The 14,497-nt window shown below is 61.6% G+C and carries 12 protein-coding genes and 1 other RNA gene; 11 read left to right on the top strand and 2 right to left on the bottom strand.

All coding sequences use genetic code 11. From position 1 onward, the window contains the following. The first annotated feature begins 121 nt into the window (after window positions 1-121). From DXB86_RS03630 to gatB, 4 genes are all read left to right on the top strand, one after another. Window positions 122-1,039, top strand: a complete 918-nt coding sequence (locus DXB86_RS03630; RefSeq protein ID WP_158555272.1) for a class C sortase — start codon at window positions 122-124, stop codon at window positions 1,037-1,039. 324 nt (window positions 1,040-1,363) lie between these two features. Continuing rightward, the gene (gene gatC / locus DXB86_RS03625; RefSeq protein ID WP_055287082.1) at window positions 1,364-1,675 is read left to right on the top strand and encodes an Asp-tRNA(Asn)/Glu-tRNA(Gln) amidotransferase subunit GatC; all 312 of its coding nucleotides are present in this window, start codon (window positions 1,364-1,366) and stop codon (window positions 1,673-1,675) included. Next, on the top strand, window positions 1,675-3,189 hold the full coding sequence (gene gatA / locus DXB86_RS03620) for an Asp-tRNA(Asn)/Glu-tRNA(Gln) amidotransferase subunit GatA (protein ID WP_117736175.1): 1,515 nt from the start codon (window positions 1,675-1,677) through the stop codon (window positions 3,187-3,189). Before gatC ends, gatA begins: the two co-directional genes overlap by 1 nt. Continuing rightward, window positions 3,189-4,865, top strand: a complete 1,677-nt coding sequence (gene gatB / locus DXB86_RS03615; RefSeq protein WP_117736174.1) for an Asp-tRNA(Asn)/Glu-tRNA(Gln) amidotransferase subunit GatB — start codon at window positions 3,189-3,191, stop codon at window positions 4,863-4,865. The genes gatA and gatB overlap by 1 nt, the downstream gene beginning before the upstream one ends. Window positions 4,866-5,089: 224 nt before the next feature. Here the strand turns inward: gatB and DXB86_RS03610 are convergent, their stop codons facing one another. After that, entirely contained in the window at window positions 5,090-6,094 is a 1,005-nt protein-coding gene (locus tag DXB86_RS03610) for an AraC family transcriptional regulator (RefSeq protein WP_117736173.1), read from the bottom strand. 114 nt (window positions 6,095-6,208) lie between these two features. Here DXB86_RS03610 and DXB86_RS03605 point away from each other — a divergent pair, with 114 nt between their 5' ends. From DXB86_RS03605 to DXB86_RS03580, 6 genes are all read left to right on the top strand, one after another. Then, the gene (locus DXB86_RS03605) at window positions 6,209-8,035 is read left to right on the top strand and encodes an ABC transporter ATP-binding protein (RefSeq protein WP_199410979.1); all 1,827 of its coding nucleotides are present in this window, start codon (window positions 6,209-6,211) and stop codon (window positions 8,033-8,035) included. Further along, window positions 8,036-9,793, top strand: a complete 1,758-nt coding sequence (locus DXB86_RS03600) for an ABC transporter ATP-binding protein (protein ID WP_117736172.1) — start codon at window positions 8,036-8,038, stop codon at window positions 9,791-9,793. 195 nt (window positions 9,794-9,988) lie between these two features. Further along, on the top strand, window positions 9,989-10,234 hold the full coding sequence (locus DXB86_RS03595; RefSeq protein WP_117736171.1) for a DUF6110 family protein: 246 nt from the start codon (window positions 9,989-9,991) through the stop codon (window positions 10,232-10,234). Between the two features lie 78 nt (window positions 10,235-10,312). Continuing rightward, window positions 10,313-12,328, top strand: a complete 2,016-nt coding sequence (locus tag DXB86_RS03590; RefSeq protein WP_233504133.1) for a heavy metal translocating P-type ATPase — start codon at window positions 10,313-10,315, stop codon at window positions 12,326-12,328. Window positions 12,329-12,471: 143 nt separating this feature from the next. Then, a complete protein-coding gene (locus DXB86_RS03585; protein WP_147330815.1) occupies window positions 12,472-12,825 on the top strand; it encodes a hypothetical protein in 354 nt (117 codons plus the stop codon). Next, complete coding sequence (locus DXB86_RS03580; protein WP_147330814.1) at window positions 12,822-13,337, top strand: PIN domain-containing protein; 516 nt, start codon at window positions 12,822-12,824, stop codon at window positions 13,335-13,337. The genes DXB86_RS03585 and DXB86_RS03580 overlap by 4 nt, the downstream gene beginning before the upstream one ends. Window positions 13,338-13,395: 58 nt before the next feature. Here DXB86_RS03580 and DXB86_RS03575 read toward each other — a convergent pair whose 3' ends face one another. Next, entirely contained in the window at window positions 13,396-13,830 is a 435-nt protein-coding gene (locus DXB86_RS03575; protein WP_117736167.1) for a hypothetical protein, read from the bottom strand. 239 nt (window positions 13,831-14,069) lie between these two features. On the opposite strand from DXB86_RS03575, the gene ssrA reads away from it, so the two are divergent. Then, window positions 14,070-14,433: a transfer-messenger RNA gene (gene ssrA / locus DXB86_RS03570) on the top strand. The last annotated feature ends 64 nt before the right edge of the window (window positions 14,434-14,497 follow it).

The following is a 14,497-nucleotide window of genomic DNA, read 5'->3' as shown; positions in this document are numbered from 1 at the left end:
TGGTCCGGACAGTGCAGTCTAGCTGCGTTGTCCGGCGTACGAGCTCGCGAATCGGCTATTATTTGTTTAGACAACTTGAGTTGTAGAGGAGTGACCGGCGATGGTGCAGGGCGCTAAACATATGAAGAGCAATAACGCCGCGGACAACGGCGGCTCAAACCCTCAGCCCAAACCTCAACCAAAGCCCAAGCGCCGTCGCAAGCGGCTGCCGCGCTGGGCCGACCGGCTCATCACCATCGTCATCATCCTTATTGGCGTGGGCCTTATGACCTGGCCGTGGATCTTGGACCGGCTTGAGGCCTCGGGCGTGTTCAACCAGATCAGCACCGTGTCCAGCACCGTGGACGCGCTGTCTGCCGAGGAGCGCGAGCGTATCCTGCTCCAGGCGCGCTCCTTTAACGAGCAGCTGGCGGGCGAGGCCACCGAGCTTCCCGCCGACCAGATCGAGCCCTACGCCCAGCAGCTCATCTTTGACCGCGACCCCATGATGAGCTGGGTCGAGATCCCCTCCATCGACGTGAGCATGCCCATCTACCACGGCACGAGCGAAGAAGTCCTTATGGCAGGCGTCGGCCACCTGGAGGGCACGAGCCTGCCAGTGGGCGGCACCTCGACGCATTGCGTGCTCACCGCGCACTCGGGCATGCGCAATCTGAGCATGTTCGACGACATCCGCTTGCTAGAGCCCGGCGACCTGGTGCTGCTGCACACCATGAACAAGACGCTCGCCTACAAGATGGTGGACTCCGAGGTGGTGCTGCCCGAGGAGATGGAGTCACTGACCATCGAGCCCGGTGCCGACAAGGTGACGCTCGTTACCTGCACGCCCTACGGCGTGAACGACCATCGCCTGCTGGTGCATTGCGTGCGCACCAAGTACAACAAGAAGGACGTCGACAAGCAAAAGTCGCTGGCCGGCCGCCACTGGGGCAAGCGCGAGTTTGCCGTGCTCATCGTGGTCGTGGCCATTGTGCTGTTGCTGCTGGACATCGTGATCCACGCGGTCCGCAAGCGCCGCAAGGCCAAGGCCTCGGCATAAGACATTCTCCAGAACCACCACAATGGGGACAGGCACCTTTGTGGTGGCCGGGACTTCCAAACCGTCACAACATTCGATGAAAATCTCGATTTTGACGAAAAGTGTCGAATGTTGTGATGGTTATCGCTGTGGGCAGGACGGTTTTCGTTGTGGGCGAGACGGTTTTCGTTGTGGGCGGGGCGGTTTCGCTGCAGAACCGCCAGCCCGCCGCCTGTCAACCGCTGCCCTTGTTACGTTTTCGCTGCATTTGGGTAAAGCGCCTGCTCCAAGCGGCGTTGCCTTGTATACTAGAGCGGTTTATCTGTTATGCGGAAGGGAGCGCCTATGGCACTCAGCGAGAAAGACGTGCGCGGCATCGCCGAGTACGCAAAGATCGCACTGACCGATGACGAGCTCACCCAGATGACGTCCTACCTGAACGACGCCGTCCAGATGCTCGAGCCCGTCCTGCAATATGACTTACCCGACGTGGAGCCCACGTTCCATCCTATCGGAAGCTTGTCCAACGTGATGGGCGACGACCTGCGCGAGCCCGAGCGCGACCTGCCGCTCGACGTCGCGTTGGAGAACGCCGGCAGCGCGCGCGACCGCTACTTCCGCGTGCCGTCCATTTTGGGAGAGGGGGAGAGCGAGTAATGGCGCAGAGCTTCGATTCCCTTACCGCCGCCCAGATCGCCGCGGGCGTTGCCTCCGGCGACTTTACCGCTACCGAGGTGGCCCATGCCTCCCTTGCCGCCATCGAGGCGCGTGAGGGCGGGGTCCAGGCATTCCTACAGGTGGCGCCCGAGCTTGCGCTCGAGGCTGCTGCGCGCGTGGATGCCGACCGTGCCGCAGGCAAGCCGCTGCCCCCGCTCGCGGGCGTGCCGCTGGCCATTAAGGACAACATGAACCTTGTGGGTACGCGCACCACCTGCGCTTCCCGCATGCTCGAGAACTACCAGAGCGTCTACACCGCCACCTGCGTCCAGCGCATGCTCGACGCCGGCTGCCTGCCCATGGGCAAGGCCAACATGGACGAGTTTGCCTTTGGCAGCTCCACCGAGAGCTCGGCGTTCCACCGCACCAACAACCCCTGGGATACCGAACGCGTGCCCGGCGGCTCCTCGGGCGGCTCCGCTGCCGCCGTCGCCGCGGGCGAGGTCGCGCTCTCGCTGGGCTCGGACACCGGCGGCTCCATTCGCCAGCCGGCGTCGCTGTGCGGCGTGGTGGGCTTTAAGCCCACGTATGGCGCCGTGAGCCGTTACGGCGTGGTTGCCTTTGGCTCGTCGCTCGACCAGGTGGGTCCCTTTGGCCGCACGGTCGAGGATGTCGCGCTGGCCATGAACGCGCTTACCGGCGCGGGCCACGATCCGTACGACTGCACGAGCCAGGATTGCGCCGTCGACTTTACCGAGCATCTCAACGACAGCATCGAGGGCAAGCGCGTGGGCATCATCCCCGCGTTTATGGAGGCCGAGGGCCTGACGCCCGAGGTCAAGGCTGCTGTTCAGCGCGCCGCCCAGGAGCTGCAGAACCAGGGCGCCGAGCTGGTCGAGGTCGACCTGCCGCACCTGGACGCCGCCATCGCTGCCTACTACGTCATCGGCCCGGCCGAGGCGTTCTCCAACCTGGCCCGCTTCGATGGCATTCGCTACGGTTATCAGGAGGAGGGTTGCGCCAACCTGTCCGACCAGAGCTCGCTGTCGCGCGCCCACGGCTTTGGCGCCGAGGCCAAGCGCCGTCAGATGCTCGGCGCCTACCTGCTGAGCTCGGGCGTGTACGACAAGTATTACTACGCCGCGCAAAAGGCCCGCACGCTCATCACGCAGGACTACGACGCCGCGTATGCCAAGGTGGACACCATCCTCATGCCCGCTTCGCCGCGCACGGCCTTTAAGTTTGGCGAGATCAGCGACCCCACGCAGATGTACCTCTCCGACCTGTACACCATCTCGCTCAACATTTGCGGCAACGGCGGTATCTCGGTGCCGCTGGGCCTGGGCGAGGACACTCAGCTGCCCGTTTCTGCCCAGCTGGTGGGTCCGGCGTTTAAGGACCGTCAACTGCTCACGTTTGCCCGCGCCCTGGAGCGCGGCTTTGCCGATGCCGCCACGGGTGCGCCCGCGCTTTCCGTCGCGCCCGATTTTGCCGGGAAGGGAGGCGAGCTGTAATGAAGGAGCTTTCCGAGGTCCTGCAGGATTGGGAGGCCGTGATCGGCCTGGAGATCCATACCGAGCTCACCGCACTCGATACCAAGATGTTCTGCAACTGCAAGCTCAGCCACGATGACGAGCCCAACGCCAACGTGTGCCCGGTGTGCCTGGGCCTGCCCGGCGCCCTGCCGGTGCCCAACAAGCGCGCCATCGAGAGCATCGTCAAGGCCGGTCTCGCCACCAACTGCGAGATCCAGCGCCACTCGATGTTCTACCGCAAGCACTACTTCTATCCCGATATGGCCAAGAACTTTCAGACCACGCAGGGTCCGGTCGCCTTTGCCATGTACGGCCATCTCGATCTGGATGTGACCGGTCGCGGTGCCGCCGAGCGCCCCGACTGCGCGTTTGGCGAGGCCGAGGCTCAGAGCCTGGCGAGCGCCTCGGCCAACGCCGAGGGCCTGTCTACGTCCATGTCCTCCACGATGCGCGAGGGCAATCAGCGCGCCGGCCATCTGGCCAGCTACGACGCGTCCAACCTGCAGATGCCCGAGCGTCGCGAGGACGGTTCCTACACGGTGCCCATCCGCATCCTGCGCATCCACATGGAGGAGGACGCCGCCAAGATGGTGCACGTGGGCGGTGCCGAGGGCCGCATTACCGCGGCGGCCGAGTCGCTCGTCGACTACAACCGCTGCGGCACGCCTTTGATTGAGCTCGTGACTGAGCCCGACTTGCGTACGCCCGAGGAGGCTCGCCTGTTTATGGAAAAGCTCCGTCGCATCTTTGTGACGCTGGGCATTTCGGACTGCTCCATGGAGAAGGGCTCCATGCGCTGCGACGGCAACGTCTCGCTGCGTCGCCGCGGCGAGACCAAGCTGGGCACCAAGACCGAGCTCAAGAACCTCAACTCGTTTAAGAGCCTGCACGACGGCCTTGCCTACGAGATTTGCCGTCAGGCCGAGGTGCTCGAGGAGGGCGGCATCATCTATCAGGAGACCCGCCACTGGGAGCCCAGCCGTAAGCGCACCGTGGTTATGCGTGTGAAGGAGACGGCCGACGACTATCGCCTGTTCCCCGATCCCGATCTGGCGCCGTTCGATCTGGACGACGAGTTCATCGACCGCTGCCGTGGCGAGATTCCCGAGCTGCCCGATGCCAAGCGCGCCCGTTTTGAGACCGACTTTGGTATTAAGGCGGCCGATGCCGAGCAGATCGCGGGCGACCCCGAGTTTGCCGAGTTCTTTGAGGCTGCCGCTGCCGGTATGGCTGGCAAGGAGGCCCAGACGGTCGCAAACCTGCTGGTCAACGAGATGATCGCCTACCTTAAGAGCGCAGGCGTGTCGCTCGCCGAGTCCGGCATCGTGCCGGCTCAGGTGGCGGCACTCGCCAAGCTGCTGGCGACCGATGCCATCAGCTCCAACCAGGCGCACGAGGTCTTTGAGGCCATGGCCCAGACCGGCGACGACCCCAACAAGATCGTCGACGAGCGCGGCATGCGTCAGGTGAGCGACGCCGGCGCGCTGCAGCCTATCGTGGATGAGGTGCTGGCAAACTGTGCCGAGCAGGCGCAGCAGTACCGTGACGGCAACCAGAAGGTCATCGGCTTTTTGGTGGGCCAGTGCATGAAGGCGAGCCGCGGCAAGGGCAACCCGAAGCTCTTCAACGAGTTGCTGAGAACGTCGCTCTCGTAGCTGCGAGGCCGGGGAAGCCCCGAGTCGCCGGGGTATTTCCTCCAAATTTCAAACAGTCCTATGCAAGACGAAGGCCACATTTAGTGGCCTTCTTTGCATGCGGAACTCATTTGGAGGAAATACCCCGGCGACTCGGGGCTTCCCCGGCCAGACGACTCGGCCGTTCGGGTCAGGTGGGCTGGATTGAATTTGGTGAATGAGGGCGCCGATGGCGCCCTCATTCTTTATATATGTTGGGAGCGCCAGGCGGTGGGGGTGGTGCCGGTGTGTTGCTTGAAGGCTTGGGCGAAGGCGGCCTGCTGAGGGTAGCCTAGACGCTCTGCCACCTGCGCTATCGTCAGCGAGCTGTCGGCCAAAAGGTCCTGTGCTCGCTCCATACGGCGTCTGCGGATGTAGGCGCCCAGGGACTCGCCAGTTTGGGCCTTAAAGGTGGCGCATAGCTTGGAGCGGCTTGTGTAGAGCCTCTCGGCCACTTCGTTGACACCCACACGCCTGCCTTTGTCGAGCGCGCACTCAATCATCGCCGTCGCTTCCTCGGCAATGGTTATGCTGGCGCGTGTGTCTGCCGCCCGCCGCGCCTGCTTGTGGGCCGCGCGCGAACAGGCGAGCTCCGCGACCATGGTCTCCACGATGCCCTGCATATAGACATGCCCGCCTACGGCGCGAGCGCGGTCCTCGTTGATTCGGCGTAGTGTGTGGCAGATGGCAGACGTCGCTTCCTCGTGCCATGGCTCGGCAAACGCCTCAAAGATTCCCGCGAACTCGGTGGGATAGCGGTGCTCCAGTTCGTCAAAATATCCAGGCAAAAAGAGCACCGAGCGCGAGTGATAAAGCTCCCCCGCAAACAGCGGGCTTAATTCCTCGCCACAGCTATCTTGGATAAAGCTGCAAACGGCATTGTTTGGCCACGGTCCATGCAATGGTTTAAGGTTCGCGGGCGTTATGCCAGCCTCGGGCATGCATGTAAGTGTGGGCGCGCTGACCTCGCTCACGCACGCGTACGGTTCGGGCGTGTATTCGGCTAGCTGCATGTTGTGCGTCGGGGTAATGAAATGCTCCATGACGATGCAGGTGGGGGAAAGGGGCATGATCCATGCGCGTCCGTGCGCCCGATCGTTTGCCACCTCGCCGGTAAAGACGGCGCCCTTGCCGGTAAGCTCCAGACCAAACTGCTCAAACTGCGGTGCGTAGAGCTCGGTTATGTCGGTCGCTGCCCGCCGTATTTGCAAAAGCGTCCCTTTCCTTTGCAGAAACGTCCACGCCTGGCTCGATTGTGAGCCACGGCTAACACATCAATGATAAGTTCATTACGGTTAACTCTCAAGCCGTTAGAAGGGAATCTCATGGCAAAGGGATCAAAAAAGGAAGGCGGCGGCATCGGCGAGCTACTTGCATATGCCGGTGACCGTAAATTCCTAACGTATTTGGGCATGGCCCTCTCGGCGTTCTCGCAGCTGTTGAGCTTTGGCCCGTACGTGTGCATCTGGCTTGTTGCGCGAGACCTGATTGCCGTGGCGCCCAACTGGAGCGAGGCCGCTGACATCGCGATGTATGGTTGGTGGGCTGTTGGTTTTGCCCTAGCAAGCATCGTGGTCTATTTCGTGGGACTCATGTGCACGCACCTGTCCGCGTTTCGCTGCGCATCCAATATCCGCAAGGCTACGAGCGAGCATCTGCTTAAGCTGCCGCTCGGCTACTTTGACACGCACGCCACCGGTGAGCTGCGCCGTATCGTAGACGGCTGTGCCGCCTCCACCGAGACGCTGCTCGCGCACATGCTGCCCGATATCGCCGGTGCCACCGCCATGGTCGTGGGCCTGCTTGTGCTGCTATTTGCCCTCGATTGGCGTTTGGGCGCGGCATGCTTAATCTCGGTCGTCGTTTCGTTTTGCGCCATGGCCACCATGATGAGCGGCAAGGGCGCCGAGTTTATGAAGGCTTACATGGGCGCGCTGGTCAAGATGAACAAGACCGGCACCGAATACGTACGCGGCATCCCCGTGGTCAAGGTATTCCAGCAGACGGTCTACTCCTTTAAGGCGTTCCACGATGCGATCGCCGAATACGCCGATATGGCGCAAAACTATGCGGGTACGTTTTGCCGGGGTCCGCAGGTGCTCAACCTTACTGCGCTCAACGGCCTTGTGGCATTTCTTTTGCCTGTGGCGCTGCTGCTGGCGCCGGGCGAGACGGACTTCGCGCACTTTATGGTCAATTTTACGTTTTACGCGATCTTTTCGGCCGTGGTGCCGACGGCCATGACCAAGCTTATGTTTGTGGGCGAGGCGTCTCAGATGAGTGCTGATTCGCTGGCTCGCATCCGAAGCGTTATGGATTCCAAGCAGCTCTCCGTGCCCGCTCAACCCAAGCACCCCGCTGGCAGCGATGTGCGCTTTGAGGACGTGAGCTTTACCTACGAGGGTGTTGAGGCGCCTGCCGTCGATCATGTGAGCTTTAGCGTTCCCGCAGGTAGCACCCTTGCGTTGGTTGGTCCCTCGGGCGGTGGTAAGTCAACCTGCGCAAGCCTGATCCCGCGTTTTTGGGATGTTTCCTTGGGTCGTGTGCTCGTGGGCGGCGTAGACGTTCGCGACATGGATCCGCACGAGCTCATGGACCAGGTCGCCTTTGTGTTTCAGACCAACCAGCTGTTCCGCCAAACACTTGCCGATAACGTGCGCGCCTCCAAGCCTGGAGCCACTGACGACGAAGTGCGCGCGGCCCTCTCCGCGGCCCAGTGCGACGATATCGTGGCCAAGCTCCCGCAGGGCATCGACACCATGCTCGGCGCCGGCGGGGCGTACCTTTCGGGCGGCGAGGTCCAGCGCGTGGCGCTCGCCCGCGCAATCCTTAAGGACGCGCCCATCGTGGTGCTCGACGAGGCCACAGCCTTTGCCGACCCCGAGAACGAGGCGCTCATCCAGCGCGCCTTTAGCAAACTGGCGGCGGGTCGCACAGTCATTATGATCGCGCACCGGCTTTCGACCGTGGTGGGGGCCGACAAGATCGTGGTGCTCAACCAAGGTAGCGTGCAGGAGACTGGCACCCATGCCGAGCTGCTGTCCCAAAAGGGTCTATACGCCAAGATGTGGGCTGAATACGAACAGGCCGCGAGCTGGAAAATCACTGCAGCGACCGCGGATGCCGCCGTCACGAAGGGAGGCGAGGCCTAAATGTTCGCCTCATTCCAAAAGAAGTATTTCCTATCCGATAAAGGCGTCGCCGGCGTAAAACGCGGCATTTTCTGGACCGCGCTCACCAATCTCATTACCATGGCCGGCATGGGCTTATTGTTCCTGGTCATGGCCGGTTTTGTCGAACATCTCGCCACCGGTGCCGACCTGCCGGATGCCCTGCCGATTGTGGGCGGCCTCCTGGTCTTTTTCGTGTTGCTCTTTGCCTCTAACTGGCAGCAGTATTACTACACCTACTGCATCTTTTACGAGGAGTGCGGCAAGCAGCGTATGGAGATTGCCGAGCGCTTGCGCAAGCTGCCGCTGTCGTTTTTTGGCCGTCGTGATCTGGCCGATTTAACCGAGACCATCATGGGTGACGTCCAGGCCATGGAGCACGCTTACAGCCACGTGCTGGGAGAGCTTTGGGGTGCCATCATCGCAAGCGCCATTGTGTTCGTGGCGTCGCTGCTCTTTTGCTGGCAGCTGGCGATCGCGGCGTTTTGGAGCGTTCCCGTGGCCTTTGCCGTGCTGTATCTAACACGCGGGCCCATGACCCCGGTGTTCGATCTCGTGCGCGCCGAGAAGGTCAAGGTCACCGAGGCGATTCAAGAGACGCTCGACTGCGCGCGCGAGATCCGTGCCACCAACCAGGAGGCTCATTATCTTGAGGGGCTCAACGCCGTGATCGATGCCGAGGAGCGCGAGACCACCAAGGGCGAGCTCGCCAATGGGCTTTTGGTCAACTCCGCCTTTGCCATCCTGCGTCTGGGCATTGCCACCACGTTGGTCACGGGCGCCGCGATGGTCGCCTCCGGGCAGGTCGACTTTTTGGTGATGTTTGCCTTCCTGCTTATGGTGAGCCGTATCTATGCACCCTTTGACCAGGCGTTAATGTTAATGTCCGAGCTGTTTGCCGCCGAGTCGTCTGCCAAGCGCATGCGTTCCATCATGGAAGAGCCTGTGGCGCGGGGCAGCGAGAAATTTGAGCCCGTGGGCCACGATGTGGTGTTCGATCATGTGGCATTTGGCTATGGTGCGGGCGAGGACGGCCGCGCCGGCGAGAAAGTCCTTACCGATGTAAACTTTACCGCCAAGGAAGGCGAAGTTACGGCGCTGGTCGGTCCTTCGGGTTCCGGTAAGTCTACGGTGAGCCGCCTGGCCGCACGCTTTTGGGATGCCACCGAAGGCACAGTCACCGTGGGTGGCGTGGATGTTGCGAGCGTCGATCCCGAGGTACTGCTGCGCGACTACGCCATTGTGTTCCAAGACGTGCTGCTCTTTGACGACACGGTGATGGGAAACATCCGCCTCGGGCGTCGTGGCGCCACCGATGAGCAAGTGCTTGCGGCTGCGCGTGCCGCCAACTGCGACGAGTTTGTGAGCCGCATGCCGCAGGGCTACAACACCATGATCGGCGAGAACGGCTCCAAGCTGTCCGGCGGTGAGCGCCAGCGCATCTCTATCGCCCGTGCGCTGCTCAAAGACGCGCCTATCGTGCTGTTGGACGAGGCGACGGCGAGCTTGGATGTGGAGAACGAGACCGTGGTTCAGCAGGCGCTCTCCCGTCTGCTTGCAGGTAAGACGGTTATCGTTATTGCCCATCGTATGCGTACGGTGGAAAATGCCGACAAAATCGTTGTACTCAAGGATGGTGTGGTTGCCGAGCAGGGCACTCCGGCGCAGCTCAAGGCGGCAGGTGGAGAATTCGCCCGCATGGTGGCGCTGCAAAAGGAAGCAGCTACCTGGCAGTTGTAAGAAGGGGCAAAGGGACAGTCCCTTTGTCACATTGACAATCGGTTACTCCGCATCGTTAATTTTCAAAAGGTTAGCCATGGCTGACCTAGATAGTTAGATAAAATTGAGATATTTCAAAAGCGTGCTCGAGCAAACTTGTTTACTCGGGTGCTGAGGCACCATGCCGCGTCCAATGCGGCAAAAGGGAGAAGCAACATGAAGAAGTCGACGTTTAACACCCTGCTTGTCGGTGGCGGTTTTCTGCTCGGTACGGCCGGCATCAAGCTGCTCACCAGCGCTCCGGTAAAGAATGCCTGCGTGCAGGGTATCGCGTGCGGCATGCGCATCAAGAACGGCTACCAGGACATGGTCGAGCAGGCCAAGGCCGAGGTCGACGACATGGTTGCCGAGGCGGCCTATATCACCCAAAGCGAGGCCGCTGCGGACAAGGCAGCCGAGTAGCGCTCCCAGGCACAAACTATGAGATTCTCGATTATCAGCGAGATCCCCGGCAGGACCCGCCTCCAGTTGGCGGGTCCTGTGCCAGAGAGCGATCTCGATGCGCTTCTAAAGCTCAGTGGCGAAATCGATGGTGTGCGCAAGGTGCGCGTCTACGGCCGCATCGGCCAGATGGCGCTCGAATATGACGAGCGGTGTCGTGCGGGCGTACTCGACGCCTTGGGCGCGCTCGATGCCCAGGCCATTGCCGACGCAAAGACGGGTTACGTGATGCAGCTTGAGCCACGCAAGCACAAGCTCGTCATGGATCTTGCCACACTTATCGGTGCCCATTACGCACGTCGCTGGTTCTTGCCCACGCCACTGCGCGCGGTGTTTGTCGTGGCCGGTTACATGGCCTTTTTGCGTGCCGCTCTCCACGAGCTCGCGCAGCCGCGCCTGACCGTTCCCGTGCTCGACGCTTCGGCCATCGGCATTTCGTTCGTCAAACGTGATGTCGACACCGCGGGCCAGACGATGTTCCTGCTCAACGTGGGCGAGCTGCTCGAGGACTACACGCGCGCCATGAGCGAAAACGAGCTCATCAACTCGCTGCTCGATGTGCCCGACAAGGCGCAAAAGGTCGTCGGCGACACCGAGGTAAGCGTTGCCGCGACCGAGCTTGAGCCCGGCGATCTGGTCGCCGTGCGCACTGGCATGTCCATTTGCATCGACGGTGTTGTCGAGCAGGGGAGTGCTATGGTCAACCAGGCGACCCTGACCGGCGAGCCGCTGGCCGTCGAGCGCAGCGCAGGGGACGACGTGTTCGCCGGCACCGTCGTGGAAGACGGCAGCATCTTGGTTCGCGTGCGCGCCAACACGGCTCAGACCAAGCTTCGCTCGATTGTCTCGCTCGTGCAGACGGCCGACTCGCTCAAGTCCGAGGGCCAGTCGCACATGGAAGACCTCGCCAACAAGATCGTCCCGTGGAACTTCCTGCTCGCGGGCCTGGTCGCGCTTACCACCCGCAGCCTCATCAAGACCTCAGCGGCACTGATGGTCGACTACTCGTGCGCACTCAAGCTCACGGGTTCCGTTGCCGTCATGACCGCTATGAGCGATGCTGCCAAGATGGGCGTCATGGTCAAGGGCGCGAAGTACTTTGAGTCGTTTGCCAAGGCCGACACCATTGTGTTTGATAAGACCGGCACGCTGACCGAGGCGCAGCCGCGCCTGGCTTGTGTGCTGACGACCGACGGCTGGAGCGAGGACGAGGTCCTGCGCCTTTCTGCCTGCCTGGAGGAGCATTTCCCGCATCCGGTGGCGCGTGCCGTGGTCAACGCCGCCCGCGAGCGCGGGCTCGAGCACCGCGAGCGCCATGCTGCGGTCGAGTATATTGTGGCGCACGGCATCGCTTCGTCCATCGAAGGACGTCGCGCGATTATCGGCTCGGCACACTTTGTGTTTGAGGACGAGAGCGCGCAGCTCGATTCCGACATCAAGGAGCGCATCGAGTCCCAGATGCAGGGCCTGTCGCCGCTGTATCTGGCGGTCGACGGCACGGTCGTCGGCGTGCTCGGTATCGAGGACCCGCTTAAGCCCGGGGTCCGTGAGGCCATCGCCGACCTGCATGCGCTGGGCGTCAAGCATGTCGTTATGCTCACGGGCGATTCCGAGCGCACGGCCGAGCGCATTGCGCGAGAGGCGGGCGTCGACGAGTTTAAGGCCGAGCTGCTGCCCGAGGACAAGTACGCGTATGTGGAGCGCATTAAGGGCGAGGGGCGCCACGTTGCCATGGTGGGCGACGGCGTCAACGATTCGCCGGCGCTCGGTTTGGCCGACGTGGGACTGGCGATGGGTGGCGGAAGCGACATCGCCAAGGAGGTCGCCGATATCATCCTGACCGATACGGATCTCGCCGCGATCGTGCGCCTGCGCCGTATGAGTCAGGGCCTCGTTGATCGTCTGACGAGCTCCTACTCTAAGGTGATGCTCACCAACTCGGCGCTCCTGGCGCTCGGCATTACCGGCGCGATTACCCCGCAGGCGTCGTCGCTGCTGCACAACGGCTCGACGATCGCCTACAGCCTGAACAACGCGAAGGCTTACCTGCGTTAGCAGGCGTGTTTGCCCACGTTATCCGGCCTGCGCCCAGACGTCATCGGTATCGTCCGGGCGCAGGCCTTTTGCGTTTGACCATTTGCTAGCATCTCTATATATTGTTGCTAGCTATGCTAGCAATTGAAGGGAGCGGGGTCAACGTGGGTGCTGTTAGCGGTATGGCGCAGGTGAACGTTCGCGTAGATCGCCAGGTCAAGGACCATGCGGAGGAAGCGTTGCGGCTTTCGGGCGCCTCGCTTCCCGAGCTCATCAAAAAGGTGGTGACCAAGGTCGCACAGGGTGGCGGGCAGTGCGAGGAAGTGCTTGCGGCCGTCGACGACCGCAAGCAGACCGTCGCGCCCGATACTTCGTTCGCCGCATCATGGGCGGCGGCGGATCAGCTTTACGCGGACCTGGGTATCGCTACGTCGCCCGTATCCGACGATCGCGGTTGGGACGCAATCTATTCCGAAGCCATGGATGAGCGTTATCGCCAAAAGGGGATGATCCAGTGAGTGGGGTGCCTCTCAAGATCATGGTGGACGCCAACGTATGGGTTGATTCGTTTTGCGTCGACCATGCCGAGTCGCTTGCCGCGCGTGCGTTTATTGGGCGGGCGACGGAATCGGGGGCGTTGCTGTTCTTTCCGGTGCATATCGCTAAGGACGTGCTGTACGTTGTCCAACACGAGCTAAAGCGTAGCGTTCTTGCCAGCGGGGGAGCGCTCGACGAGGCATCTGCCCGTGCAATTGGCGATGCGGCGTTGGCGTTTGTTCGGAACATGACCGAAAACGCCACGGCCGTGGGTGCAGATGCGTCGGACCTTTGGCTGGCCGACAAATACTTAGCGCTCCATCGCGATTACGAAGACAACTTGGTGCTCGCCGCGTGCAAGCGCGCGCAGGTCGATTACTTGGTGACCAACGATCGCAAGCTGCTCGAACATGCCGATCTTGCAGCAAAGACCCCGCGCCAAATAATGCCGATTCTGGCTTTGGCCGAACGTGGTGGCGTGGCAATCGGTTAACGCGAACTGTTTGCGGGCCTCTTGGACGACGATGCGCCAAGGGGCCCGCGTCTGCTATTTACAAAAGTTCGGCCTTGATGGCGGGACTTTCTTCGAGCTGCTTGGCTGCCTTTTCGTCGGAGCTGTCGAGTGCTGCCAAGCTGCGGTAGACCCACTCGTTGACCTGGGTGTTCTTGACGCCTGCGGTCTGCATAAGGGCGCCTACCTCGCGGATTGCTGCGAGCAGGTCGGCTTTGGGACCCGCGAGCTCGACCTCGATGCCGTGGTAGGCGGGCACGCCGCGGTTCTCACTCACGTGGTCGATAAAGCCCTCGACGGTCTCAAGCTGCTGGGCGAGAGCCGCATCATCGTCAGCGTCCAGCGCGACGAGTGCGTTCGATACCGTGAGGGCGGGATGTCCGCAGGGGACAAAGCCCTCGATGACATCCATAGCTTCGGTAATGGTTGAGCCCAGGCCTGCGAGGGCATTGACGAGTTGCTGCTTGGTATCCATAACGGTCCTTTCGGCTGGTCGGTTTTGCTTGGCGAAAATATACGTGACGCGATCGGTGGCAAAAGTGCGAAGTGCAGCGCACATTGAGGTCTTCACAGCTCGTGCATAGAACAGCTGTCCGCTTTAAGAACGTGGTAAGATAGCTATCTGCGAGTGGGGTTCATCCCGCGTGTTCCTTGAAAAGTCGACGGTTATCGGGTGCTTGTAGGCCCGATGCCATCCAGACTTTCCCGACATTCGGGGGCGACTGGTTTCGACACGATAGCTCTGAGAGAGGAAGCAAGCCGAGGTCTCCTCGCCTCGTTAAACAGGGGTACCGTCAAATTGAATTGACAACAACTCTTCTTTTGAGCCTATGGCTCTCGCTGCTTAGTTTATAGCGGCGCGTCAACCCGGTGATTTCCCCGACACCGGCGCGACGTCATCTTAGGGGAATGCTCCTGCGCACGTAATCGGTATGGCGCGGGCTAAGACCGAACCGGTTAGGACGTCGCGAGCGTGTCGCTGCGCGCAAGGCGTCCGAGACTAAACCAGCGACTGAGCTTGGAGATGCCAATCAGGGGGCTTTCGTGGACCGGAGTTCGATTCTCCGCGCCTCCACCATAAGTAACAGGCAGGTAGATATTCGTATCTACCTGTCTTTTTATTTCTAGTCCGTACCGCGGAG

Origin of the sequence: Collinsella sp. OM06-18AC (assembly GCF_003438785.1) — a bacterium.
Lineage (GTDB): Bacteria > Actinomycetota > Coriobacteriia > Coriobacteriales > Coriobacteriaceae > Collinsella.
The sequence above is the reverse complement of the archived record's forward strand: the minus strand, read 5'-3'. Positions and strand labels throughout refer to the sequence as shown.

Coding starts and splice junctions, on each gene's coding strand:
- DXB86_RS03630 (WP_158555272.1), top strand. CDS start 122: ATGAAGAGCAATAACGCCGCGGACAACGGCGGCTCAAACCCTCAGCCC.
- gatC (WP_055287082.1), top strand. CDS start 1,364: ATGGCACTCAGCGAGAAAGACGTGCGCGGCATCGCCGAGTACGCAAAG.
- gatA (WP_117736175.1), top strand. CDS start 1,675: ATGGCGCAGAGCTTCGATTCCCTTACCGCCGCCCAGATCGCCGCGGGC.
- gatB (WP_117736174.1), top strand. CDS start 3,189: ATGAAGGAGCTTTCCGAGGTCCTGCAGGATTGGGAGGCCGTGATCGGC.
- DXB86_RS03605 (WP_199410979.1), top strand. CDS start 6,209: ATGGCAAAGGGATCAAAAAAGGAAGGCGGCGGCATCGGCGAGCTACTT.
- DXB86_RS03600 (WP_117736172.1), top strand. CDS start 8,036: ATGTTCGCCTCATTCCAAAAGAAGTATTTCCTATCCGATAAAGGCGTC.
- DXB86_RS03595 (WP_117736171.1), top strand. CDS start 9,989: ATGAAGAAGTCGACGTTTAACACCCTGCTTGTCGGTGGCGGTTTTCTG.
- DXB86_RS03575 (WP_117736167.1), bottom strand. CDS start 13,830: ATGGATACCAAGCAGCAACTCGTCAATGCCCTCGCAGGCCTGGGCTCA.